This is a genomic window from Nostoc sp. ChiQUE02 (genome assembly GCF_034531305.2).
In the GTDB taxonomy this organism is placed as follows: domain Bacteria; phylum Cyanobacteriota; class Cyanobacteriia; order Cyanobacteriales; family Nostocaceae; genus Nostoc.
In genome coordinates this window covers 71150-93746 of sequence record NZ_JAVRBN020000005.1, presented here as the reverse complement: position 1 = coordinate 93746, position 22597 = coordinate 71150, and the positions used below count along the sequence as shown (strand labels likewise).

The window sequence follows — 22597 nt, the reverse complement described above, 5'->3', positions numbered from 1 at the left end:
GCATATTTGACAAAAAAAATAGCAATATTTATAACTAATTAAACAAAGAAAAGCAGAAATTTTCAATTGTAACAATTCAATTGTTATATAAAGTAGTAAATTTATTTATTTTTCTGTATCTATCACAGGAAACAAAAATTTGTTGCCAAATTAAGACTCAAGAGTTATTGGTAAGGTGACAGTAAATATGGAGCCAATGCCTTGGGTACTTTCAACTTGAATATGACCCTGATGATGTTCGACAATAGCTTGAGCGATCGCTAATCCCAATCCTGAACCAGTAGCGCTTGCTGTAGCTGTATTCCCAGTCTGATGAGTCCGTGCTGGATCTACCCGATAAAAGCGGTCAAACAAGCGTGGTAGTGCTTCCGGTGGAATTCCAACTCCAGTATCGCTCACTTTAACTTGCAACTGGGCACTGGTGTGACGTAGTCCAGAAACCCGATTTATTCCCTCTATCCGCGCCAATTCTACTTTCACCCGTCCACCTGATGGAGTGTAATGCAAAGCATTAGCAATTAAATTTGTGAACAGCCGCACCAGTTGATCCCAATTACCGATAAAGGTAAACCAATTTTCCAGTAATTCGGGGCTAGTTTCGGAGGAAGGAGGGTCAACTAAGTCTAGAGAAAGTGCAATTTCTTTTTCAGGGACTAACAATTGTTGTTCTTCAACTACCTCCATCAGCAAAGCGTCCAGCGGACAAGGTGAAAAAGTATCTTTGCTGATACCACTATCCTGCCGTGCTAGGAAGAGTAAGTCGTTGACTAACTTACCCAAACGCTGAGTTAAACGTTCCACCACCTTTAACTGTTGCCGATACTGCAAAGAAGTAGTCGCTTCTGCCTCTGTTAAATCTAAGTCAGCAAGAGCAACTTGCACATTGGTTTGAATCAAAGTAATGGGACTTCTAAGTTCGTGGGAAGCATCAGCAGTAAATTGTTTGAGGCGTTGGTAAGACTCACCTACAGGTTCCATCGCTTTACCCGAAAGAAACCAGCCACTTGCGCCTACGGAAAGCACCATTAACCCAATACCTAGCGCCAAATCAAAAATTAACTGCCGACTGGGTTTAGTGACTTCAAACCAGGGATGACTAACACGCAGATATCCTAATACTTGCCGCCCCACTTCTACCCGTTGTGTGATTTGTCGCAATAAGAGTGGGGAGTGAGGAGTGGGGAGTAGGGAGTTAAGAGTGGGAAGTTTATTATCTTCACCTTTTTCTTTCTCTCCCTTGACTACACGCACAGTTTCACCAGTGCGGTTGGCACGAATGGGAATATTCAGTGGTTCGGATAGCGTTGACCAAAGTAATTTACCAGTCGGACTAAACCATTCTAGGTCGATATGGTCATCTTCTACAGTCTCGGTATTGTCACGAAAACTAGCTTCTAGATTAATGCGAAATTTATCTGCATCAGCACTAATTGGCTCAAATATGAGCGTAGATGCACAGCGAGTGGTTGTGAGGCAACGCTCTACTATTTCCACTACATGGTTAAGGGTATCATCAATCCGCTCAATTAATGTACTGCGGACGTATAAATAAACGCCACTGGCAAACAGTAGTAGTAATACAGCAGTGACGGCTGTGTACCAAATTGCAAGACGGCGGCGAGTTGCCTGAAACATGTTTTTTACCTACTTTTTTGACTGAAATATCTTCACATTAAGTGTTTATACGGTTAAAACTTAGCTCACTTTTCTAGCTCTGGTGATTTTGCTGAGGTTTAATTTTTGCTCAAGAATTACACTCTTGTTGCAGTAAATCTGCTTAATCCTATTTTATTCTTTACAGTCAGGAAAAAAATCGGTTTTCTTTGGCTATCTATATCGAATTAACCGAAATGACTGTTGAATACGTCTAAATTAACCAACAAAAAACTGAGTTTTGGAAATAAATTATGACTAATGTTTGAAGCATGTAAATCTATCCTGTTAGCCCAAACAAATAGTAGCTAATCTTCATTACTTTGAATTTAATTTGATTTTCTCTTGAATCTACCAAACAGCATATTTCTATTGTGGAAACCTGTAAAATTTCAACTCGAAGAACTGTAAGAATCTCACTAATGAGATTCAAAAAAAATCTAAAAATAATTGTAAGTTGCTTTTTGTCTTCAACTATATTATTCAAAATAATACTAGTTCAATTTTCTGCGATCGCCTTAGAGTTGGATGGTCAAAACAATATTGGTTTGGTTGCAGAAAATAATCCAAATACTAATAATTTACTTCGGTTGGACAAAGTAGGTAAATCTAAAAGTACCACACGGTTAAAACAAGCCTTAAAAGATACTACCTCTAACTTAAAAAAAACTAAACAGTTATCCGAACTTAGCAGAATTGATTTAATTGGAGGAAATAATGTAACTGCTAGTGACAAGAGTTCATCAAAGTTGGATAAAGTAGATAACTCCCCAAGCAAAACACTATTAAAAGGAACTTTAAAAGATACTACATCTAACTTACAAGAAACTAAACAATTATCCGAACTTAGCAGAATTAATTTAATTGGAGCAAATAATGTAGCTGCTAGTGATAAGAGTTTATCAAAGTCGGATAAAGTAGATAATTATCAAAGCAAACCTCTGTTAAAAGAGACTTTAAAAGATGATAACTCTAACTTACAGAAAACCAAACAGTTATCCGAATTTACCATAGCTGACATTATCCCAATTGAAGAATATAAAGTAGAACCTACTAAACCACCTGATGAAGCTGAAGAAGAGACTCAACCAAATACAACTAAACCATACACACCAACACAACAAATATTAATAGAAAAATTACGGAGTTCAAAAAAGCAACAACAAGTAAAACAAAAACAAATAATTCTTGACGCCCTTACATTTAGTGCTGATAAGTATCCTTGGATTGTTAACCCAACAGACAACCTTACTTTTTCCACAGAATTATTTAAGCCAAATGAAGATGAAAATTATATAGATACGAATATAAGTGTAAGATTTTCTTCAGAAAATCAGACTATTGAGAAATTTACTTATGCTAAATTTCCTAAAACTGACCAGTTTTACTGGGTTCTTGATAACAATAGAATAGTAGTTGAAACTAAAGGTACCCAAGCAGGAATTCTCTATCAAGGAAGACAAACTAATACTTATATTACCCAAAATGTTACCTCCCAGCAGGCATTTTGGGGATTGCAAACTCTGTTCGCCATACCAACAGATTTTCAGAATTTAGCTGGAGAAGTTGCTACTGATAATTTTTCTATAACTTCCATAGCGGGACAATTGGTAAATCCTGAAGGTGTACCTGCTGGCAGGGTTATTATTAATAGCGGCATTGATTTAAACAATCCTAATATTACAGTTCTCAAAAATCCTATTCCAATTATTGGTAGTGGCTCTACTTTGAGTGTTGATGGTGGGCAAGCTTTATTTCAAGCTTTAGATGCTATAAATGCTCCCAAGGTTCTGCAAGGCTTTCCAACAACAAATATACAACCTATACTAGATAACGGAAATGTTAGACTCCAAGAAGGTAAAATTATTCCTAAGAGTGCTCTAGAAGCTGCTGGCATTTTCTGGGGAGATATTTTGACGGGAAAAGGTTTTGATTTTACTGCTCCTGTCTCTTCCTTCCCAGGTATTAAGGTTGCTCAACTTGGAAAATTTGATAACTTTGATTTGTTAAACGTAGCAGTCAATCCTTTTCTTTCTCAATCTGATAAAGACTATCATTATCTTAACTCTTTAATGTGGCTATCTTTAGGAAGAAGAGATCCTGTATTTGAGACACTATCTCAAACTCAAGAAATTTCTGATTGGCATAGAATTTATGTTAGCCATCCTCATAATCGCAGCTTAATTCAATATGACACAACGGCAATTAAAGCTACTTACTCTAATATTTTCTCTGCTCCAGGATTATCTATAACAGCTAAATTCAGCGATACTAGTATTGATGCTATTCAATCAGTGAATTCTACCTTAGGTTTGCTATTAGGTGGAGTTTTTGAAGCTATAAAAATTGATAATATTCAACAAGGTCTAGAAGAAGCTAAAGATAAATTTAAGAATGGAGAAACTTTTATTCCTTTAAAGACACCTGCTACGGCTGAACAAAGAAGACAAATCAATAACAGGCTTAATCGTACTTTATCTTATGCTAATGCAGCCAGTGGACTAGAACAGGTATCTGGAACTTACACACTTCCCAGTCAAGTCACTCCTAATAATTCCAGCATATTGCAAGTAAGAGCGGGAAACCACAAACGAGCAGTTCAGTTTCTTGAAAGAAATGTTTCTATTTTAGATGAAGGTGATACCTTTTTTTCTGATCTCAGACTATCTAATGAAAACTTTGGGCCTTTGACTTACATTGGAATCCCAATTCCTTTAAATGATACTTCTATTGATCCTATTAATGAATCCTCTGCTGTAGAAATAATTTTAACAAATCCCCAAGGGCAACAATTTGTACAAAAATTTAATTCAGCAGATAATACGATAGTACCGCTCCAGGTACGAGCAGCTGATTTAGCATTCGATTATATGGAACTCACTAGAGTTGACAAAATAGGTGTCAGTTTTAATAACTTTAACGGTTACCTATCTTTACCGACAGTTGAATTATTAGCAGCGGGTTCTTCTGGAAATTTTAACTATAGTGCTAATTTAGGAACGTGGTTTAATATAGATGCTAACTCGGCACCAGGTGTTTCCAATAATAATTTAGGAATAGAAGAACCAACGCTAGGTATATATACTAACATACTACTCAATTATATTAAAACTGATGTACGTTTAAATTCAGCCAAAAAGCCTGTAGCTGTTAATACTCACGTACCGTACTTGAGACTTGACTGGAATAGTGCCTCTAATAAAAACAATCCTTTTTCTACTTTCTTAAGTTATTTATATCAGCATCAAGAAAGGAATTTCGGTTTTTCCTTAGCTCCTGGTGTCGCTTTTATTGAAAATAACAGCAATGGTGAGTTTTTAGGTCTTTTCAATGGAGAATTTAGTACTAGTCCTGGTTTGAATTTGAAAACAAATCTAGAAATTGGCAAGGAATTTTTCTTTGAATTTCAGGGTTTACATAGAGTCAGCAAGAATATTTCTGCTGGTGCTTATCTAAAAAATTATAGTATTAATAATGTGGGTTTGAGCAGCCGAGTTTCTGGCTTCAACTATGGACTCATTGTAAGGCACAATTTTCCAGATAATAGTGTGTTTATAGAAACTCAAATTGGTACAGGCGAAAATGGGTTTGACCTAAAACTTCAAGGGGGTTATCGATTTTGATGGTATTGATGTAATGCACCAAAATAGAGACGTTGCATTGTAACGTCTCTAAACCATTCGATTTGTAAGTCCCATTTAATCTAATGTGAATTCGACAAACCCGTCCTATTTTGAACTTTTGTTCAAGTCTGTCCCTCTCGGCATCGGAGAGAGGCAGTTTTTGCGTAGTAAAATCTGGGAGAGGTCTTTTTATTAAGCTGGTTAGACGAACACTATATTACCCATCGAACTCAGATTAATCTAAAGCACCCAAGCCATTATTATTGGTGCCTGCTTGGATTATGGTTGTCATATCTTCAATTGAGGCACTATTTTTTAATAAATTCGCGGCTGTATCAATAAATATGTTTGGGCTAGAGAGTGTAGTAGTTTTAACTACTCCTGGAGTAATAGTCAGACTAGTGATAGTTTCCTGATTTCCACCTGCTATCCCTCCATAGATAGGTGCAATTGTTATACCGCCATCAAAGTAGGAGCCGGAAGGTAAAATTAACTCGCCACTAACACTGAGAAAAGTACCAGAAGGTCTAATCAGACTAACAGCACCACGAGCAGTAGCTTGTTCTGCATTTGCTGGCGCGGCTAAAAAATTTCCTGCACTGACTAAACCAAATATGCAGATACTTCCTCGGAGAATTATAGATAATTTGTTAGATAAATTATTCATGATTTTATTATTAACTCCTCATACTTTTCGCCTTAGGCTCATTCCCAGATTTTGCTTGGGAATGCAGACTCAACCTCGACTAGCAAAAGTAGAGGCGTAATCTTGTTTTAATTTCTTTTTGCAAATAAAAATATATAACCCTTGCCGTGAGTATTTTGTTAAAAATGAACATTTTTAGGGTTAGTATTGTTACCTAAGTGCTCTAGTCTTTTTTCGGTAAGTGTTTCAAGGTTTATATTGATATGACTAAAGTTATGTAAAGGTATGATGAGGAGTTGCGGCAATCACTGAGGCTTTGATTCCATTTGCTGAGGGGTTAAATGAAAAATTTAATTTTTGTATATGCGAAGTGGCTAGGCAATATATGCAACACAAGGTAGGGGCACATCACCCATTAGTATTAATTTAATGTGAAAGCCAGGTTAAACATAGCTTTGAGATATTACCTCGTTCCCAGACTATGGCTGGGAATGCCTACTAGGAGGCTCCGCCTCCCTTATTTGCGGCAGCAGCCCAATGAGCAGCATTTCCAGCCTCTGACTGAAAACAAGGTTTTAAAGCAGTTTTAGTTTACGTTGACGTGTATGCACATAACTGCACCCCTATGCAAGTCTGTACAACAACATTCCCGATTTCTCTAGGGAATATTACGAATTACAAATTGGTATTAAACCTTTACCAAAACGGCTTCCCGCAGCTTGGCAATCACATCACTTAGATTACCCGTGTTCAGGCGGTAACTCAGAGGATGGGCAATTAACCGCGCTGTGCTTTCATACAGAGTAGCAATTTCAATCAAACCATTTTCGCGCAAAGTCCGCCCTGTGGAAACCAAATCCACGATCGCTTCTGACATTCCAGTAATTGGACCTAGTTCTACTGAACCATATAACGGCACTATTTCTACAGGTAAATCCAGACTGTGGAAATATTCACGAGCGCAATTCACATATTTTGAAGCAACTCTACCATGCGGTGGTAAATCTAAAGGCGATCGGTAAGAGCTTGATGCTTTTACCGCCACCGACATCCGACAATGCCCAAACTGCAAATCCACTAAGTGGGCAACTTGCGGCTGCTTCTCCCGCAGCACATCGTAACCGACAACACCCAGTTGTGCTTGACCATATTCCACATAAACTGGCACATCCTGCGCCCGCACCAGCAAACCTTTGGCTTGGCCACTAGCGTCAGGAATTTGAAGTTGGCGAGTTCCTGAATCTAAAAAAGCACTAAAATCTAACCCGACAGCTTGTAGCAAGCGGATGCTATTTTTAAGTAGTTCCCCTTTTGGCAATGCAACAGTCAGCATTCTTTTTATTGGTATCCTTAGCGTCTTGGCAGTTGAATAATATTGAGAATATCTCTATATGCTTACCACAAGCAGCATGAGAATTTTATTAGTTGATGATGAAATTGAACTAACTCAACCCTTGAGTCGCTTATTAACTCGTGAGGGTTACGCTGTAGATGCCGCTTATGATGGGACATCTGGCAGCAAACTTGCACAAGCAGGTAGTTATGACTTACTGATTTTAGATTGGATGCTGCCAGGAAAAACGGGATTAGAGATTTGTCAGGAATTGCGACGCCAAAGCAAAACCACTCCCGTTCTGTTTCTCACAGCTAAAGATACTCTCGATGACCGCGTACAAGGTTTAGATGCTGGCGCTGATGACTATTTGGTTAAACCTTTTGAACTGCGGGAGTTACTAGCAAGAGTCCGTGCTCTGTTGCGTCGTTCCGGTTCCCAAATTTATGAAACCACCACCGGACGTTTAACCGTCGCTGATTTAGAACTCGATTGTGAAAATCAAGTAGCCTATCGCCAAGGACGGATAATTGAGCTATCGCAAAAAGAAAGCCAGTTGTTGCAATATTTTATGGAACACACTGGACAACTGTTAACTCATGCCCAGATTATGCAAAATTTGTGGCAAGAGGAAGAACAACCCAGTAGTAATGTAATCGCGGCATTAATTCGTTTACTGCGCCGTAAGATTGAGGTTGGTAGAGAAACTGCGTTGATTCACACAGTTTACGGCAAAGGCTATCGTTTCGGTGCTTCTTCAGTGGAGTCAGTTTAACCGTCTACTTCCAACTCACAATAATTCGGTTAATTGGTTAGGAGAATCATTGATATTTCTCAGTCTTTGCGACTTTAATTCCTGTCGAAGTTTGTTGTAGAGAGATAAATCCACAGGCATCATAATTTGTGAAATCCCCTTCCAGACACCAAGCTGATTATTTGCACCCATATCTTCCATGAGTTGATCAGTATAACGTAAGGAAAACGAGGAGATGCATGTCGCCCTCGCTACAACGCTATGGTATTGAGTTTTCATCCAATCGATATCTGCTGCCATTTCTTGATACATTGCTGGCGGCGAAGGTAATAACAAGTTGCCTTTAACATACTCTAGTAGCCACCAAGCACCAACTTCTGATGTCAACTGACTGTAGAAACTGCTGTTATAGCCAACAAAACCCATCTGTGGAATATTAGGGTGAATCAGATAACGGTAAAGGTTAAAATTACCATCTTCATCGACTACTTGTCGGCGATATTCTTCTTCGAGAAAGGGAAGTTCTTGGCGAAATCCTGTTCCAAAAATTACTATATCTGTCTGCAACTGCTGACCATTGGCTAATTCCACGCCATCAGGGATAAACTTGGCGATGCTGGTTTTAATTGCCTGAATTTTACGAGAGTGTACGTACTTGAAGAAATCTGGAGGAGCTATGCTAATGCCACAGTTAGCCTGATTCATTGGTTGTTTGGGCAACATACCGCAACTATCAAGACCGAATTGCAGGCGTAGCACCATCTCGTTAGTCCGCCAGAAAGCCCACACTAGTGGCTTACCCAGAGTGTGCAGCACTTTTTCAATCCGTCCCATCTTACGGTAAGGGAACCAAGCTTCTGAAAAGCGGGTTAATAAAACATACTTCAGGTTTACTAAACCCAGGAAAAATCTAGGAATCTTCCACAGGGGTTGACGGAAGACGAGGGTGGATTCTTTGGCTATGTTCGCCGCCAAAGTCGCAATGTCACAGGCAGATTTGCCAAAACCTACTACCACTACCCGCTTACCCTCAATGATTGAAGCATCGTTAAACTCGGTAGAATGCAGTACCCGCCCTCCAGATGCGGCGAACTCCTCCCTACCTGGTAAGGAAGGTAACTTAGGGATACTATATGTGCCATTGCACACTAACACAAAGTCAAATTCGTGCTTTTCTTCTTTTGTTTCACCTTCATTACCTTCCTTCACTCTGATGGTAACTACCCATCCTGGTCGTTCTCCAGCTTTTCGGGAAACATTGGTCACTTCCGTTTGGAAGCGAATTCTCTCAACAACCCCAAAATTGTGGGCGTATGAATTTAAATAATCCCGCATCTGTTCTGCTGTGGGCCACTCTGGGTAGGACGCAGGCATGGGATAGTCTGAAAAACTATATGTGTCACCCGTATTCTGAGTAGTTAATCCTGGGTAACTTCGAGATTTTTCCCAAACACCACCAAGTCCTTTTTGTTTCTCAAATACAGTAACGTCGTAGCCTTCCTCGATAAAAGTTTTAGCTGTCACCAAACCGCTGATTCCAGCCCCAATAACGCAAATCTGTTTGATTTCCATTCTTTTTTAAGTGAATTATGAAATAATTTCTGCAAATAACAATTTACAGTAGGTTTTATTTATTTGAACTACATCTGTCGTAGGCCCTAAAGAAATACCAGACATTATTGATCATCATTAAATAGCCACAAACATTACAAGTCAAAAAAACCTAGTTGTTAGTAGACAAGTTATCAATGAGGTTTGTACAAATTTAATCTGCAAAACAGGTTTTGATAACTCGCAGATTCAAAACTTAATTGAAGATTTTGCAGAAGGGTGTGAAATATTTCCTGTCCCGTTAGAAACGCTTCAGTATGCAGTCAAATTGTGGTGCGTAGGCGTAGCCCCAATACGTTTCGGTTATGGCTTTTTGATAAAAATTCTAAATCACAAAGACGCGATAAATCGCCGTCTCTACAATAATTATCAAAAATGCCTTACAGATTGTGAATCTATTTTTGGAGGGAAAGAAATTACTCTCGAAGTTCACGCACAAGCAAGCATCAAAACGACAATGGCTATATTTTGCTGTTGATTGATAAGTTTTGTTTAAGCGTTGGTAACTAAGACATAAGCTTTGTCACAAATAGATAAGCATTCTGAACGAAACAAGTTGTGTTGGTAACGAACAGACAAGTTTTCGTTACTAACGGATAAGCATTCTGAACGAAACAAGTTGTCTTGTTAACGAACAGACAAGCTGTGGTAATGAAAACAACTTTATTCTTAACGTCCCCTTCTGTTTTGGTAACAAATGGACAAGCTGTTGTTATCACGGTAACTTCATTTGTAACGTCACTGCTGCAAAAGTACTTAAATTATTCTTGTGAAGAGGATTTTCTTTAAGCTTCGCATTGCACGAGTAACAATATTATGCTGATGCCAAGCTAGATAGAAATCGGAGTAAGGCATATTCTGGGCGCATTTCCAGGCTAAATCGTAGAAATCATCAACCAATCGCCAATAACCACTTAAAGCTTTGACTACCTCAAAGCGATGCTTATTATTCTGTATGATTTGCTCTAAGCTTGATGCTGCCCGCCAACGGTTGTAGTCAGTCACATGATTTGATTGCAGCAGTTGCAACAAGGCGGCAATCGCATTTTCATTGCCAGTGCCGATTTTCCCTATGCTAGATGCTGCCCACCCACGGATGTCTTCATCAGTTGATTGCAGCAGTTGCACCAAGGCGTTGATAGCTTTTTTATTACCAGGATTAATTTTCCCTAAGCTTTCTGCTGCCAGCCTACAGGTGTAGTCAGTCACATGATTTGATTCCAGCAGTTGCACCAAGGCGGCGATCGCATTTTCATTGCCAGTGCCGATTTTCCCTAAGCTAGATATTGCCTGGTAACGGGTGGAGTAATCCACAGTAGTTGATTGCAGCAGTTGCACCAAGGCGGCGATCGCATTTTCATTGCCAGTGCCGATTTTCCCTAAGCTTTCTGCTGCCTCCCTACGGATTAAGTCATCCACAGTAGTTGATTGTAGCAGTTGCACCAAGGCGGCGATCGCAATTTCATTGCCAGTGCCGATTTGCCCTAAGCTAGATGCTGCCAGCCTACGGGTATAGTCAGACACAGTAGTTGATTGCACCAGTTGCACCAAGGCGGCGATTGCAATTTCATTGTATATGGCGATTTTCCCTAAGCTTGATACTGCCTGCTCACGGGTGTAGTCATCCACAGTAGTTGATTGCACCAGTTGCCCCAAGGCGGCGATCGCAATTTCATTGCCTGGATCGATTTTCTCTAAGCTTGATGCTGCCTGCCTACGGGTGTATTCAGTCACATGATTTGATTGCAGCAGTTGCACCAAGGCGGCGATCGCAATTTCATTGCCAGTGCCGATTTCTCCTAAACTATATGCTGCCTGCGTACGGGTGTCATCATCCACATGATTTGATTGCAGCAGTTGCACCAAGGCAGCGATCGCAATTTCATTGCCTGGATCGATTTTCTCTAAGCTTGATGCTGCCTGCCTACGGGTGTAGTCAGTCACATGATTTGATTGCAGCAGTTGCACCAAGGCGTTGATAGCTTTTGTACGGTCTGTCTGTTCTAGTGCTGACTTAGCTTCGATTTCAATTACATTGGTAAATGTTATCCACTTCTGTTTTTTATTGTTGAAATAACCAAAGCCCCATTTGACAATTTGTTCTACTATTTTATCCACTCTAGAATAATATTTAAACTCAGTAATTCCTGTGGTAGCTAAAAAATAAGCACGATATTCATAAAATCTTTGATCTACATCTTCCCTATTCCACTTACCACATCCGTCTTTAAAGTTCACTAAAGCATCGATAAACTGTTGCTTTTGCTGTTTGAGATTTTCTTCTTCTCGCCCTAACCAAAGTAAAATTGTTTGCTTCCATTGCGGTTCAAAGATGCGATAAGTTCCCTGACTAGGATTTTTGGAAATGTGGTTAAGAAAGAAATGCCAGTCATCAATTGCTTTAGCAGCAAAGTACTCTTGAAACGAAGCATGAAAGAAAGCGTAAACAGGTTTTCTATTTGTATCTATCCCGACACAGTTCAGCCAGCCACGATTTAGTGCCAGTTTCAGCAGCGAATTTTTATCATCAGCATCCCCTAAGAATTGACTAACAAAATCCTGCCGCAAGCGAAAACGGGTTGTTTCTTTGTCTATTGCTTCTTTAGCTAATTCCCCCAATTTAACATTAAGTTGCTGACGCTGGTGAGAGTTTGTAGCGAATTCCTCCTTTTTCCACTTGTAGAAGTCATCAACAAATTGCTGATAGAGTCCCGCTTGAGTATCTGGTAACTTCCCTTCTCCTGATTGCCAATTCAAGCACAGCAGCGTCAACCGTAGAGGATTTTTTACTAAATCCTGAATCCGTTCTTTACCTGGTTCTTTCAATGCAGTACATAACTGCTTTCCAGTTTCGGGAATAGCAGCGAACCATTTCTGAATAAATCTCTCTACCTGTTGTGGATAAGCAAAATCTAAACTGCGATAAGTATCAAAATCATCAAGTGCATTACTGCTGCCATCCCACAGATTAACCCGACAGGTCAGCACAATTCGCGCTTGAGAAATTAATCCTCCTTCACGGAATTGTCGGGCAATTTCGGTTAGAGGATTACCTGAAGATGCCGACATTTCATCTAATCCATCTAGCAGCAGCCACACATTATTTTGATTAAACAGAGCAACAAAATTATCCTTTAGTTGCTTAGTGGTTTCAGCTTTACCTGTTTTTTCAGCCACCTGAGTCAACCAAGTTTCAAACAGATAAGCTTTTAATTCCTGACCTCGCAAATCTGCTAAAGAGACCCAAATGACAATTGACTGGTCAATTTCACGAGATATCCAATCAGCAATCTGCTGTAATAGTGTTGTCTTTCCTGCACCTGGTTCGCCAATAATTGCAATTCGCTTACCTTGACTTTTAGGCGTGTTCTTCTGTTTGAGAACTTCTTCAAGAAAAGCATCATGCTCAAATGTTTTGGTGATTTCTGTCTCCTTGTACAGTTCTGACCCCTGTTCTGGAGAAATATCACCTTGACGCTTGGATGGTTTTTTGCGCTCAACTAATCCGAGTGGTACGTAAACATCATCAACTTGCAAGGCGACTCCTTCAGTTGATGTCAGAGGATTTGTAGTCAGCTTTCGCCGTTGTGCCAGTATTTCACGGCAGATTTGGCACCAGTCATCGGGAGTTAACTTTGTCCCATCCTCCCCTGGGGACGACTTCAGTCAGTTGTAAGTATTGTTCTGTGTCCCAATTATGATTTGTTGGGCAACCATTGCACCTTTCTCTGCTTTAATTTCTTCTGCTAACTTCGCAAAGTTGTTAACAACTGATGGCTGCGACTTGATTTCTGCTGCTAATTTTTGAATTTCCTTAGCAGTCTCAGACTGGTCTTTGTTGACTAGTGCTTCGACTTCCATAACAGCTTGAGCAATTTCTGGGTCTTGTTCTGCTGCGGCTTTAAGTTCCAGCACTGCTTGATCATAATTTAATCGTTGCGGTTCATTTGCTTCTACAGCACTGCTGAGAGATGGTGCTTGATGCTTCTGGCGCAGTAATTCTATCAACTTGCTACCTAGCGCCCATGTAGCATCACCAATATTTTCACCGATTTTCTCTAGTGGCTTAGTCAAAAGTATAGTAGCGATCGCAGTTACAACAGCCGTCAGCGTCACAGGTTCCATAAATCCACTACAAACTTACAGCAGTTTTCATTTAATTGAACCACATCCTAAATCTTCTATAATCAACAAATTTCAGCTTGTAGTATTAAGTTTTACCCAAAAACTGATTAATTTAAAGTTGCAATTTCTCTTGTAATTTTTGTGCCTGTTGGTAAGCTGCTGCACGTCCTTTGTTTGAGTCGGTGTCTAATCATCTGTAAAATTCATTGATAAGTTTTGCTTAAGCTGTAGTCACTCCAGCATAAGCATTAGCCACTACCGGGTAAGCATTAGCCACTACCGGACAAGCTGTAGCCACTACCGGGTAAGCTGTAGTCACTACCGGACAAGCTGTAGCCACTACCGGGTAAGCTGTAGTCACTACCGGACAAGCTGTAGTCGCTACCGGGTAAGCTGTAGTCACTACCGGGGAAGCTGTAGTCACTACCGGGGAAGCTGTAGTCGCTACCGGGTAAGCTGTAGTCACTACCGGGTAAGCTGTAGTCACTACTGGGTAAGCTGTAGTCACTAAAGCAACTTTATTTGTAACGTCTGCTTCTTTGTTTGTAACAAATGGGCTTACCGTTGTTGTTACTTACCGTACGACAACGGTAAGCCCAACCTACAATTATCCTTCACTGAACTGTATTGTTTTATAATCAACAAATTTCAGATTGTAGTATTAAGATTTACCTAAAAACTGATTAATTTGAATTTGTAGTTTTTCTCGTAATTGTTGCGCCTGTTGATAGACTACTGCACGCCCTTTGTTTGAGTGGTTATCCAATCTTGCTGGTTCTAAAGACTGAATAAAGTAACGCAGACGAGTTCTCATTGCCCAAATTCCCATTGAGGGAAACAGAAGTAAGACAAACATCAAAGGCGAGAAAGGCAAGAATGGTAATTTGACTAGTCGTTGCAATTTGGTGAAATTAACAGCCCAACGATGTAAAGATTCACTACCAATGCAAACTACTGGAAGAATGGGAATATGATAGCGATCGCTCAACTGAATAAAACTCACATCAAACTTTTGCAGTTGATAGCGTCTTCTCCAACCTTTCAGAGGGCCGCGGATACCTTCGGGTGCATATAAGAGAATTTTACCTTGGGCGATTGCGGCCTCAAAATCATTTAATTCTGCTCGCACACCACCCAAAACCTGCGACCATTTAGGTGGTAGCCACCAAACCACCCAAGGATGCTCAAATAGTACTGGACTTGCTACGGGTTGTACCACCCATCCTCTGGCTTCACTTAATAAATAACCCAAGGTCAAAAAGTCCCAAGGAAAACACATCCCTGCATGATTCATTGCCACAATCAATGGCCCTGTTGGCGGCAAGTTTTCGACTTGTTGTAATTCTCCCCGAAAATAGTATTTAACGATGGGGCTAAGAACTTCTTCGCGAAAAGCTTGTTGATATTTGGGATCAAATTCACCAACTTCTTTTCGGGGTGAACGAAAACCTAGACGCAACCAGCGACTCAGCAGGGCTAGATAAAATCCGCCAGGAATTAAAAATAATCCATATTCTAGCCAATTCCAACCATCCGGATCGGTGTGATAGTGCTGCCAATGGCGGTTGAATAAAATTAGCCAGCCTGGAGGATACCAAAGACAAAACCAATCAAACCAGCTAAATATATAACCTTCACCTGGTAAATTTTCTAGTTGGGTGTTTAGAAGGTTTTCGGAGTGTTGATTAATCAAAACAGTTAAAGATTAGGCAAAAATTTTATTAAAAGTGCATGATAGCTATATAATTTTGCCATTGGCATCCTACCATAGAAGTAAAATTAACTACATATTTCAAAACCCATTTCAGATTTGGCTGTCAAAATTAGCAATTATCTTAGATAAATTTCTCAATACCAAATATTAAACAAAACTTATATATAGAGGGTATCTATACATAAAAATTAAGTTGGTATAAAGTATGAAAACATAACGCACTTACCATGAATTTTTGGCAGTGCGTGATAGCTGAGAGTTATCAAACCGTTTTAGATAATACTATTGTGGCATCACATATTAGACAAATTTAATATTTATTTTATAGATGCCTTTTTCAGTGAACAGTAAGCAGTGAAAATTGATAAGTGAATATTGGCGTTTCGCCAAAAGATGAAATTGATAACAACTAATGATTGTTTAAATTCTTCCTCAAGCTGGAGACAAATGGCGAGACACCTGTCTTACTGTTCCTACTATGGAACTAAGAAAGCCACTAAAAATTTCAGATTTAATCCGTGAACTTCGGCAGCAACTCGATCTCTCTCAAGAGAAGTTTGCAAGCAAGTTGGGAGTTTCTCTGCGAACAATCAATCGCTGGGAGAACGGATCTACAGTGCCTTCACAGATGGCACTAAAGCTTATTGAAGAAATGTTAGAGAAAATGGGTGAACCAGGTAAAAGACTAGTGAACGAGTATCTCCCAAAATCGGAGCATCGGGAGGACTCTTAAGATGATGGTGAAAGTACCTGAAAAAATTTTGATGATGCGTTCTCGGTTCATAGCTTATGGTGTGATGATTGTGGCAGTTATAGTGGCGCTGCTGCTGACGCAATTGTTGCTGCCAGTCTTTGATCCGAGCGTATTTACATTATTTTATGCTGCTGTGGCAGTCAGCGCCTGGTATGGCGGCATGAGGCTTGGAGTGTTGGCGATCGCTCTTTCTGTGACAACTGCGCTATATTTTTTGATCGAGCCAGTCTACTCCTTCGATTTCTTCAGCCAGAACGTCTTGGTACGATTAACCACGTTCTCACTAGTATCTTTCTTAATTACTGCCCTCTCTTCAGAGTTACAAACTGCCAGACGCAAGGCAGAGACAAGCCTAAAGTTGTTGCAAAATAGCGAAATGCGGTTTAGCCGACTGGCAGAATCCAACATCATTGGGGCGATTGTCACTGATATAAACACCGGCTCGATCGTAGAAGCCAATGAGGCTTTTCTAACGATGATCGGCTATACGCGAGAAGATTTGTCTGCTAACCAGATGAATTGGCGTGAGATTACCCCACCTGAGTATCTTCTTTTGAGTGAGCGTTCAGTAGAAGAACTGAAAACTACCGGAGTATGTAAGCCCTTTGAGAAAGAATACATTCGTAAAGATGGCGATCGCATTCCCGTTCTGCTGGGTTCTGTTGTCCTGGGAAACACTCAAGAAACGGTGATTGGCTTTGTTGTTGATTTGAGCGAACGTAAACAAGCAGAAGCGGCATTACAGCAAGCCAATGAGCGGATCACACGCACTCTGGAAAACATGAGTGATGCATTTATTACTTTAGACCGGGATTGGCGAATCATCTACCAAAATGCCGAAGCAGAGCGAATTAATGGCAAACCCCGGATAGAGGTTATTGGCAAGTCGCACTGGGAGGAGTGGTCTGTATCGGTAGGCACGAATCTAGAGCGCCAGTACCGATGGGCGATGGCAGAGCAAATTCCTGTCCACTTCGAGCATCACTACTACTTACCTCCAAAGTTTGACTTGTGGCTGGAGATTCATGCCTACCCTTGTGAAGATGGTCTTGACATTTTCTTCCGTGACATCAGCGAACGCAAACAAGTAGAACAAACCTTGCGTGAAAAGGAGGAGCGTCTGAGGTTAGCTAACGAGCGGTTTGAGTTAGCAGCATCGGCGGTAAACTGTCTCATTTATGACTGGAATCTAGAGCAAGATACCGTTGAAAGAACCGAGGGGTTAACCCGAATTTTGGGCTATTCCCTCGCAGAAGCTGAACCTTCTGGTAATTGGTGGCGTGAGCTTGTCCATCCAGAGGATTTGCAACGTGTACAAGAAGGGGCGGGAGGTGCTTTGGCAAATAGCGATCGCTATACTGCCGAGTATCGAATTCGCAACCAGGATAATGAGTACGTCTATGTATTGGATCAGGGCATAGTGGTGCAGCGAGATGCTGATGGAAAACCACTACGCTTAGTTGGCAGCACTACAGATATCAGCGAACGCAAGCAGGCAGAGAAGGCAGTCCAAGCAAGTGAGGAGCGGCTCAGGAGTTTTTTCCAAGCGAATGTAGTTGGCATTCTCTTTGGTGATGTGAATGGTGCTATCACTGAAGCCAATGATGAGTTTTTGCGAATTGTCGGCTATACCCAGGAAGATATCCAGACAGGTAGATTAGGGTGGGCTGATATCACGCCATCAGAGTATCAATATTTAGATGAACTGGCTATTGCCGAGGCAACAGCGAAGGGAACCTGTACTCCTTATGAGAAGGAATGTATTCGCAAGGATGGTTCCATTGTCCCAGTTGTAGTTGGCTATTCCCTTTTAGGAGAATCTCGGCAAAAATCAGTTACATTCATTCTCGATATCAGCGATCTTAAACAAGCGAAAAAAGCGCTGAGTCAGAGTCAAGAGCAATTTCAAGCTTTTATGGACAACATTCCCGCCGCAACATGGATTACGAATGCAGACGGGCGTGTACTTTACCTCAGTCCAACTTATCTGAGCACATTCGATTTAGCAACAAACAAGGCGATTAATAAAAACATTTTTGACCTATACCCAGCCCAAATCGCTCAACCCTTCCTCGATAACATTAGAATGGTTGCCGAGACGAATCAGGTTGTTGAAACGATCGAGTCTGCCCCACGCACAAATGGTACTCTAGGGGAATTTTTGGTATATAAGTTTCCCATTGCCGATGCTTCTGGGCAACGCCTGGTAGGAGGGGTTGCAGTTGATATCACCGAACGTGAACGGATCCTTCGTGAACGCCAGCTTGCTGAACTTGCCTTGCAAGAGCGCAGTGAACGACTCAAACTGCTTTCGGAAACAACCAGTGATTTGCTTTCAACCGAGCGCCCCTTGGATCTAATGAACAGTTTGTTTAGCAAACTCTCGGCGCAGATGGATTTGCATTTTTACTTCCACTATCTAATCGATACACACGAAAATAAGCAAAAACTTCGGTTAGTAGCTTGGAACGGCATCACTGATGAAGTATTTCAAGCAATTGAATATCTGGAATTTAATCAAGGGATGTGCGGACTAGTGGTGCAAGAACGCCATCAAATTGTCGTCAATAATGTGCCGCACTCTACCCATCCAAATGCCCACATTCTCCGTGCTTTGGAAATCACAGCCTATGCAGGTCAACCGTTAATTGCTCAGGGAAAACTGCTTGGTGTCCTCTCTTTTGCCAGTCGCACCCGTACCCACTTTACTTCTGGGGAAATAGCTTTATTACAAGCAACCTCCGATCAGGTGGCAGTTGCTCTGGAACGGGCCCAGTTAATGGCTTCGTTACAGCGACGGAAAGAAGAATTGATCCAAGCGAATCGGATCAAAGATGAATTTTTGGCGGTTCTTTCCCACGAACTTCGCACGCCGCTAAACCCTATTTTGGGATGGTCGAAGTTACTACAAACTAAAAAGTATGATGAAGCAACCACCACTCGTGCTCTCGAAACCATTGAGCGCAATGCCAAACTTCAAACCCAATTAATCGAAGATTTGTTGGATGTCTCTCGCATTCTGCAAGGTAAACTTAGCCTGAATATTGCTCCTGTGAATCTGGAAACTGCGATCGCCGCAGCCATAGAAACTGTACGTCTAGCCGCTGAAGCCAAATCTATCAATTTGCGATTTACGATTTTAGACTTCGGCTTACCTCGGCTTTGCTCGGCACAAGTCGCTCAGTCGAACGATTTTGGATTAGAAAATTCTCAAATAAATTTAGAATCTATCGATTTTAACAAGCAACCTGACAATCTCAAATCTCAAATTTCAAATCCCAAATTCTTAGTAACAGGTGATTCCAGTCGCTTGCAGCAAGTTATCTGGAATCTACTTTCCAATGCTATAAAGTTTACACCCCAAGGTGGAGAGGTAGAAATCAGTTTAGAGTCTTTAGGTTCTCAGGCTCAACTTCAAGTGCGTGATACGGGTAAGGGAATTAGCCTTAACTTTTTACCTTATGTATTTGACTATTTCCGACAAGCTGATGGTGCAACTACCAGGAAATTCGGCGGACTGGGATTAGGATTAGCTATTGTTCGTCACATTGTCGAGCTACATGGTGGAACAGTTAAGGCAGAAAGTTTGGGTGAAGAACAGGGAGCAACCTTTACAGTCATGCTACCGCTGATGAAGGTTCATCTAAATAGCCACCAGATTGTCTCTCAACCTGATGATTCGCCTAATCTAAATGGGGTAAAAGTTCTGGTTGTGGATGATGAGCGTGATACGCGAGACTTAATTGCTTTCATTTTGGAGCAGTCTGGCGCTCAAGTAATCCAGGCCGCATCTGCTCTGGAAGCACTACAAATTATGCCTCAATTCCAGCCTAATCTGCTATTAAGCGATATTGGAATGCCGGAAGTAGATGGCTATATGCTGATACGCCAAATCAGAGCTATGTCACCAGAACTTGGAGGGAAAATTCCAGCGATCGCTCTTACCGCTTATGCTGGTGAGGCTGACTACCAACAGGCAATTGCCGCCGGATTTGGTCAGCATATCACCAAGCCTGTAGAGCCAGCTAAGTTAGTTCAAGCGATCATTAACCTTATTTATAGTTGTAGCAACCTGGATTAGATCCCCGACTTATTTGATAAATCGGGTGTCTAGATTGGATTGATATCAATTGTTAATTGAGGGAATCAATTAACTTTACAACTCGTTCCTTAACTTCATCTCGAACACGGCGAAAAGTTTCAATTGATTGCCCTGCTGGATCATCAAGTTGCCAATCTTCAAACACATCTCTTAACACCCACTCTTCAGGTAAATTAACACCACAACCACATAATGAAATCACAGCATTATAATCATCAGAATTGAAATCACTTAAAGGTTTAGAAGTTTGATTGCTAATATCAATACCAACTTCGTCCATGACTTCAACAGTGACAGGATCTACCTCACTTGCTGCCAAACCTGAACTAGCAACAGCAACTTTACCTTCTCCGAAGATTCGCATAAATCCCTCTGCCATTTGCGATCGGCGGGAATTATGCTTACAAACAAACATCACCTTCTTCATAAATGCTCCTCTCAAACTCTCTGCGGTAGACTGCGGCAAGCTGCTTTGCGTCTACGGTTTTTCTTTACCCACAACACGACTTATTAACAGCCTGTCCCACCACCAAATTTTGTTCTGGCGCTGTATCTCCCACCTTCACCACAAACACTTCCCAGCGGTTCCCATCTGGATCTGTTACCCAAACTTTGTCTTGCAAAGCGTAACAACAATCAGTATTGTCCTCAGCAAATAATGCCAATCCAGCGTCCGTAAACCTTTGTATAGCCGATCGCACTTCTTCTGTACTTTCAACTTGTACGCCCAAATGAGACAATGCACCACCAGTCTGGATGCTGGGAGCTAAATTCAATGTTAAGTTTAGCGCTGGGCTAGAAATATCAAACTTGGCGTAGTCATGCTTATATTTCACAGGTTCCACACCAAACATTGCCCGATAAAATGCTACAGACTTTTCAATGTCAGTAACATTCAAAGCCACATGAGTTTTCAGCAGTACCATAATTTTGCTCCTTGTAGATTTTTGAAATATTTATAAGCTTCTCGATTCAGGTGTTGCAAAACAACGTTTTTCAAACCAGAAAGCAACATTAACCAGACCAATCAACACAGGCACTTCTACCAGAGGCCCGACAACGGCAGCAAAAGCAACACCCGAATTAATGCCAAACACTGCGATCGCCACTGCGATCGCCAGTTCAAAATTATTTCCGGCGGCTGTAAATGCTACGCTGGCAGATATAGAATAGTCTGTCTTAATCCGCCAAGCCATGTAAAAGCTGACCAGAAACATGATGACGAAGTAAACGATCAACGGAATTGCAATCTTCACCACATCCAAGGGTATCTGAACGATCAAATTCCCTTTTAAGCTGAACATAACCATGATTGTAAATAACAGAGCAATCAGCGTGATCGGGCTGATTTTAGTCACAAATTCCTCGTGATACCACTGCTTGCTTTTCACTTTCACTAAAAAGAAACGAGTGAAAAATCCAGCCAAAAAGGGAATACCGAGATAGATAAACACACTTTTGGCAATCTCGGCAATGCTGACATTAACAACACTGCCTTGTAACCCAAATAGTGGCGGCAGTACAGTGATGAAGAACCATGCATAAGGACTATAAAAGATGACCTGAAAGATACTATTGAAGGCAACTAATCCAGCCGTATACTCTGTATTACCTCGTGCCAAATCACTCCACACAACTACCATTGCAATACAACGGGCTAATCCAATCAGAATCAATCCCGTCATGTATTCTGGATAACCGTGTAAGAAGATAGCCGCCAAAGCAAACATCAAAATTGGCCCAATGATCCAATTTTGAAGTAGTGACACACCAAGAATTTTTCCGTTGCGAAACACATCTCCTAACTCTTCGTATCGCACCTTGGCTAGAGGCGGATACATCATCAGAATTAACCCGATGGCAATTGGTATATTGGTTGTTCCTACTTGGAACTGGTTGATAAATGCTTCTACTCCCGGAGAGAAATAGCCCAGACTAACACCGATAGCCATTGCTAAAAAAATCCACAAGGTCAGGAAGCGATCAATAAAGGAGAGGCGTTTTGAAGTTTTTTTGCTCATTACAGAGTTCATACAGCTAACATTATTCAAAGTCTCTTTAGCGATCGCCTGCGTTATTCAGATAACACTGTGCAAGAACCATCAATCTTAATAGCGTCACTTTTCTCGAATTATGTGACTTGTCTAACCTTTGACAACGACTGAGGTTAAGTAGAAGAATTAGATGTGGTTGTTGTGCAACGACAAAAGTCAACACTCTAAATAAGAGAGCCAATTTCTTTGCTATTGCATTCATTAACTTCACCGTTATCGGTAATTTTG

15 protein-coding genes are annotated in these 22597 nt (G+C 40.9%); 4 read left to right on the top strand and 11 right to left on the bottom strand.

What is annotated here, in order from left to right:
* Positions 1–150: 150 nt before the first annotated feature.
* Positions 151–1635: a sensor histidine kinase gene (locus RM347_RS07035; RefSeq protein WP_322721154.1), complete on the bottom strand. Its 1485-nt coding sequence runs from the start codon at positions 1633–1635 to the stop codon at positions 151–153.
* Between the two features lie 440 nt (positions 1636–2075).
* Between RM347_RS07035 and RM347_RS07030 the strand changes: the two genes are divergently transcribed.
* Complete coding sequence (locus RM347_RS07030) at positions 2076–5276, top strand: hypothetical protein (RefSeq protein WP_322721155.1); 3201 nt, start codon at positions 2076–2078, stop codon at positions 5274–5276.
* Between the two features lie 235 nt (positions 5277–5511).
* Here RM347_RS07030 and RM347_RS07025 read toward each other — a convergent pair whose 3' ends face one another.
* Complete coding sequence (locus tag RM347_RS07025; protein ID WP_322721156.1) at positions 5512–5943, bottom strand: hypothetical protein; 432 nt, start codon at positions 5941–5943, stop codon at positions 5512–5514.
* A 667-nt stretch (positions 5944–6610) separates the two neighbouring features.
* Complete coding sequence (gene hisG, locus RM347_RS07020) at positions 6611–7255, bottom strand: ATP phosphoribosyltransferase (RefSeq protein ID WP_322721157.1); 645 nt, start codon at positions 7253–7255, stop codon at positions 6611–6613.
* 76 nt (positions 7256–7331) lie between these two features.
* On the opposite strand from hisG, the gene rppA reads away from it, so the two are divergent.
* The gene (gene rppA / locus RM347_RS07015) at positions 7332–8030 is read left to right on the top strand and encodes a two-component system response regulator RppA (RefSeq protein ID WP_322721225.1); all 699 of its coding nucleotides are present in this window, start codon (positions 7332–7334) and stop codon (positions 8028–8030) included.
* Between the two features lie 15 nt (positions 8031–8045).
* Here rppA and RM347_RS07010 read toward each other — a convergent pair whose 3' ends face one another.
* The 5 genes from RM347_RS07010 to RM347_RS06990 all read right to left on the bottom strand — a co-directional run bounded on the left by RM347_RS07010 (position 8046) and on the right by RM347_RS06990 (position 15438).
* Positions 8046–9581: a flavin-containing monooxygenase gene (locus tag RM347_RS07010; RefSeq protein ID WP_322721158.1), complete on the bottom strand. Its 1536-nt coding sequence runs from the start codon at positions 9579–9581 to the stop codon at positions 8046–8048.
* Positions 9582–10376: 795 nt separating this feature from the next.
* Positions 10377–13157, bottom strand: coding sequence for an NACHT domain-containing protein (locus tag RM347_RS07005; protein ID WP_322721159.1), 2781 nt, complete (start codon positions 13155–13157; stop codon positions 10377–10379).
* A gap of 129 nt (positions 13158–13286) precedes the next feature.
* Positions 13287–13745 (bottom strand): hypothetical protein, encoded by a 459-nt coding sequence (locus tag RM347_RS07000; RefSeq protein ID WP_322721160.1) that lies wholly within the window; start codon positions 13743–13745, stop codon positions 13287–13289.
* Between the two features lie 220 nt (positions 13746–13965).
* Entirely contained in the window at positions 13966–14253 is a 288-nt protein-coding gene (locus tag RM347_RS06995; protein WP_322721161.1) for a hypothetical protein, read from the bottom strand.
* Positions 14254–14406: 153 nt separating this feature from the next.
* The gene (locus RM347_RS06990; RefSeq protein ID WP_322721162.1) at positions 14407–15438 is read right to left on the bottom strand and encodes a 1-acyl-sn-glycerol-3-phosphate acyltransferase; all 1032 of its coding nucleotides are present in this window, start codon (positions 15436–15438) and stop codon (positions 14407–14409) included.
* A gap of 499 nt (positions 15439–15937) precedes the next feature.
* Between RM347_RS06990 and RM347_RS06985 the strand changes: the two genes are divergently transcribed.
* Positions 15938–16192 (top strand): helix-turn-helix domain-containing protein, encoded by a 255-nt coding sequence (locus tag RM347_RS06985; protein WP_322721163.1) that lies wholly within the window; start codon positions 15938–15940, stop codon positions 16190–16192.
* Position 16193: 1 nt separating this feature from the next.
* Complete coding sequence (locus RM347_RS06980; protein WP_322721164.1) at positions 16194–20294, top strand: PAS domain S-box protein; 4101 nt, start codon at positions 16194–16196, stop codon at positions 20292–20294.
* Between the two features lie 52 nt (positions 20295–20346).
* Here RM347_RS06980 and arsC read toward each other — a convergent pair whose 3' ends face one another.
* From arsC to arsB, 3 genes are all read right to left on the bottom strand, one after another.
* Positions 20347–20742, bottom strand: a complete 396-nt coding sequence (gene arsC / locus RM347_RS06975) for an arsenate reductase, glutathione/glutaredoxin type (RefSeq protein WP_322721165.1) — start codon at positions 20740–20742, stop codon at positions 20347–20349.
* A 64-nt stretch (positions 20743–20806) separates the two neighbouring features.
* Positions 20807–21241 carry an ArsI/CadI family heavy metal resistance metalloenzyme gene (locus RM347_RS06970; RefSeq protein WP_322721166.1) on the bottom strand — a complete coding sequence of 145 codons (435 nt, stop codon included), beginning with the start codon at positions 21239–21241 and terminating at the stop codon, positions 20807–20809.
* 30 nt (positions 21242–21271) lie between these two features.
* Positions 21272–22336, bottom strand: coding sequence for an ACR3 family arsenite efflux transporter (gene arsB, locus RM347_RS06965; protein ID WP_322721167.1), 1065 nt, complete (start codon positions 22334–22336; stop codon positions 21272–21274).
* Positions 22337–22597 lie beyond the last annotated feature (261 nt).

Excerpts from the sequence above, each read along its gene's own strand:
- hisG (WP_322721157.1), bottom strand. The coding sequence starts at position 7,255 with ATGCTGACTGTTGCATTGCCAAAAGGGGAACTACTTAAAAATAGCATC.
- RM347_RS07025 (WP_322721156.1), bottom strand. The coding sequence starts at position 5,943 with ATGAATAATTTATCTAACAAATTATCTATAATTCTCCGAGGAAGTATC.
- RM347_RS06980 (WP_322721164.1), top strand. The coding sequence starts at position 16,194 with ATGATGGTGAAAGTACCTGAAAAAATTTTGATGATGCGTTCTCGGTTC.
- arsB (WP_322721167.1), bottom strand. The coding sequence starts at position 22,336 with ATGAGCAAAAAAACTTCAAAACGCCTCTCCTTTATTGATCGCTTCCTG.
- RM347_RS06985 (WP_322721163.1), top strand. The coding sequence starts at position 15,938 with ATGGAACTAAGAAAGCCACTAAAAATTTCAGATTTAATCCGTGAACTT.
- arsC (WP_322721165.1), bottom strand. The coding sequence starts at position 20,742 with ATGAAGAAGGTGATGTTTGTTTGTAAGCATAATTCCCGCCGATCGCAA.
- RM347_RS06970 (WP_322721166.1), bottom strand. The coding sequence starts at position 21,241 with ATGGTACTGCTGAAAACTCATGTGGCTTTGAATGTTACTGACATTGAA.
- rppA (WP_322721225.1), top strand. The coding sequence starts at position 7,332 with ATGAGAATTTTATTAGTTGATGATGAAATTGAACTAACTCAACCCTTG.
- RM347_RS07000 (WP_322721160.1), bottom strand. The coding sequence starts at position 13,745 with ATGGAACCTGTGACGCTGACGGCTGTTGTAACTGCGATCGCTACTATA.
- RM347_RS07010 (WP_322721158.1), bottom strand. The coding sequence starts at position 9,581 with ATGGAAATCAAACAGATTTGCGTTATTGGGGCTGGAATCAGCGGTTTG.
- RM347_RS07035 (WP_322721154.1), bottom strand. The coding sequence starts at position 1,635 with ATGTTTCAGGCAACTCGCCGCCGTCTTGCAATTTGGTACACAGCCGTC.
- RM347_RS07030 (WP_322721155.1), top strand. The coding sequence starts at position 2,076 with ATGAGATTCAAAAAAAATCTAAAAATAATTGTAAGTTGCTTTTTGTCT.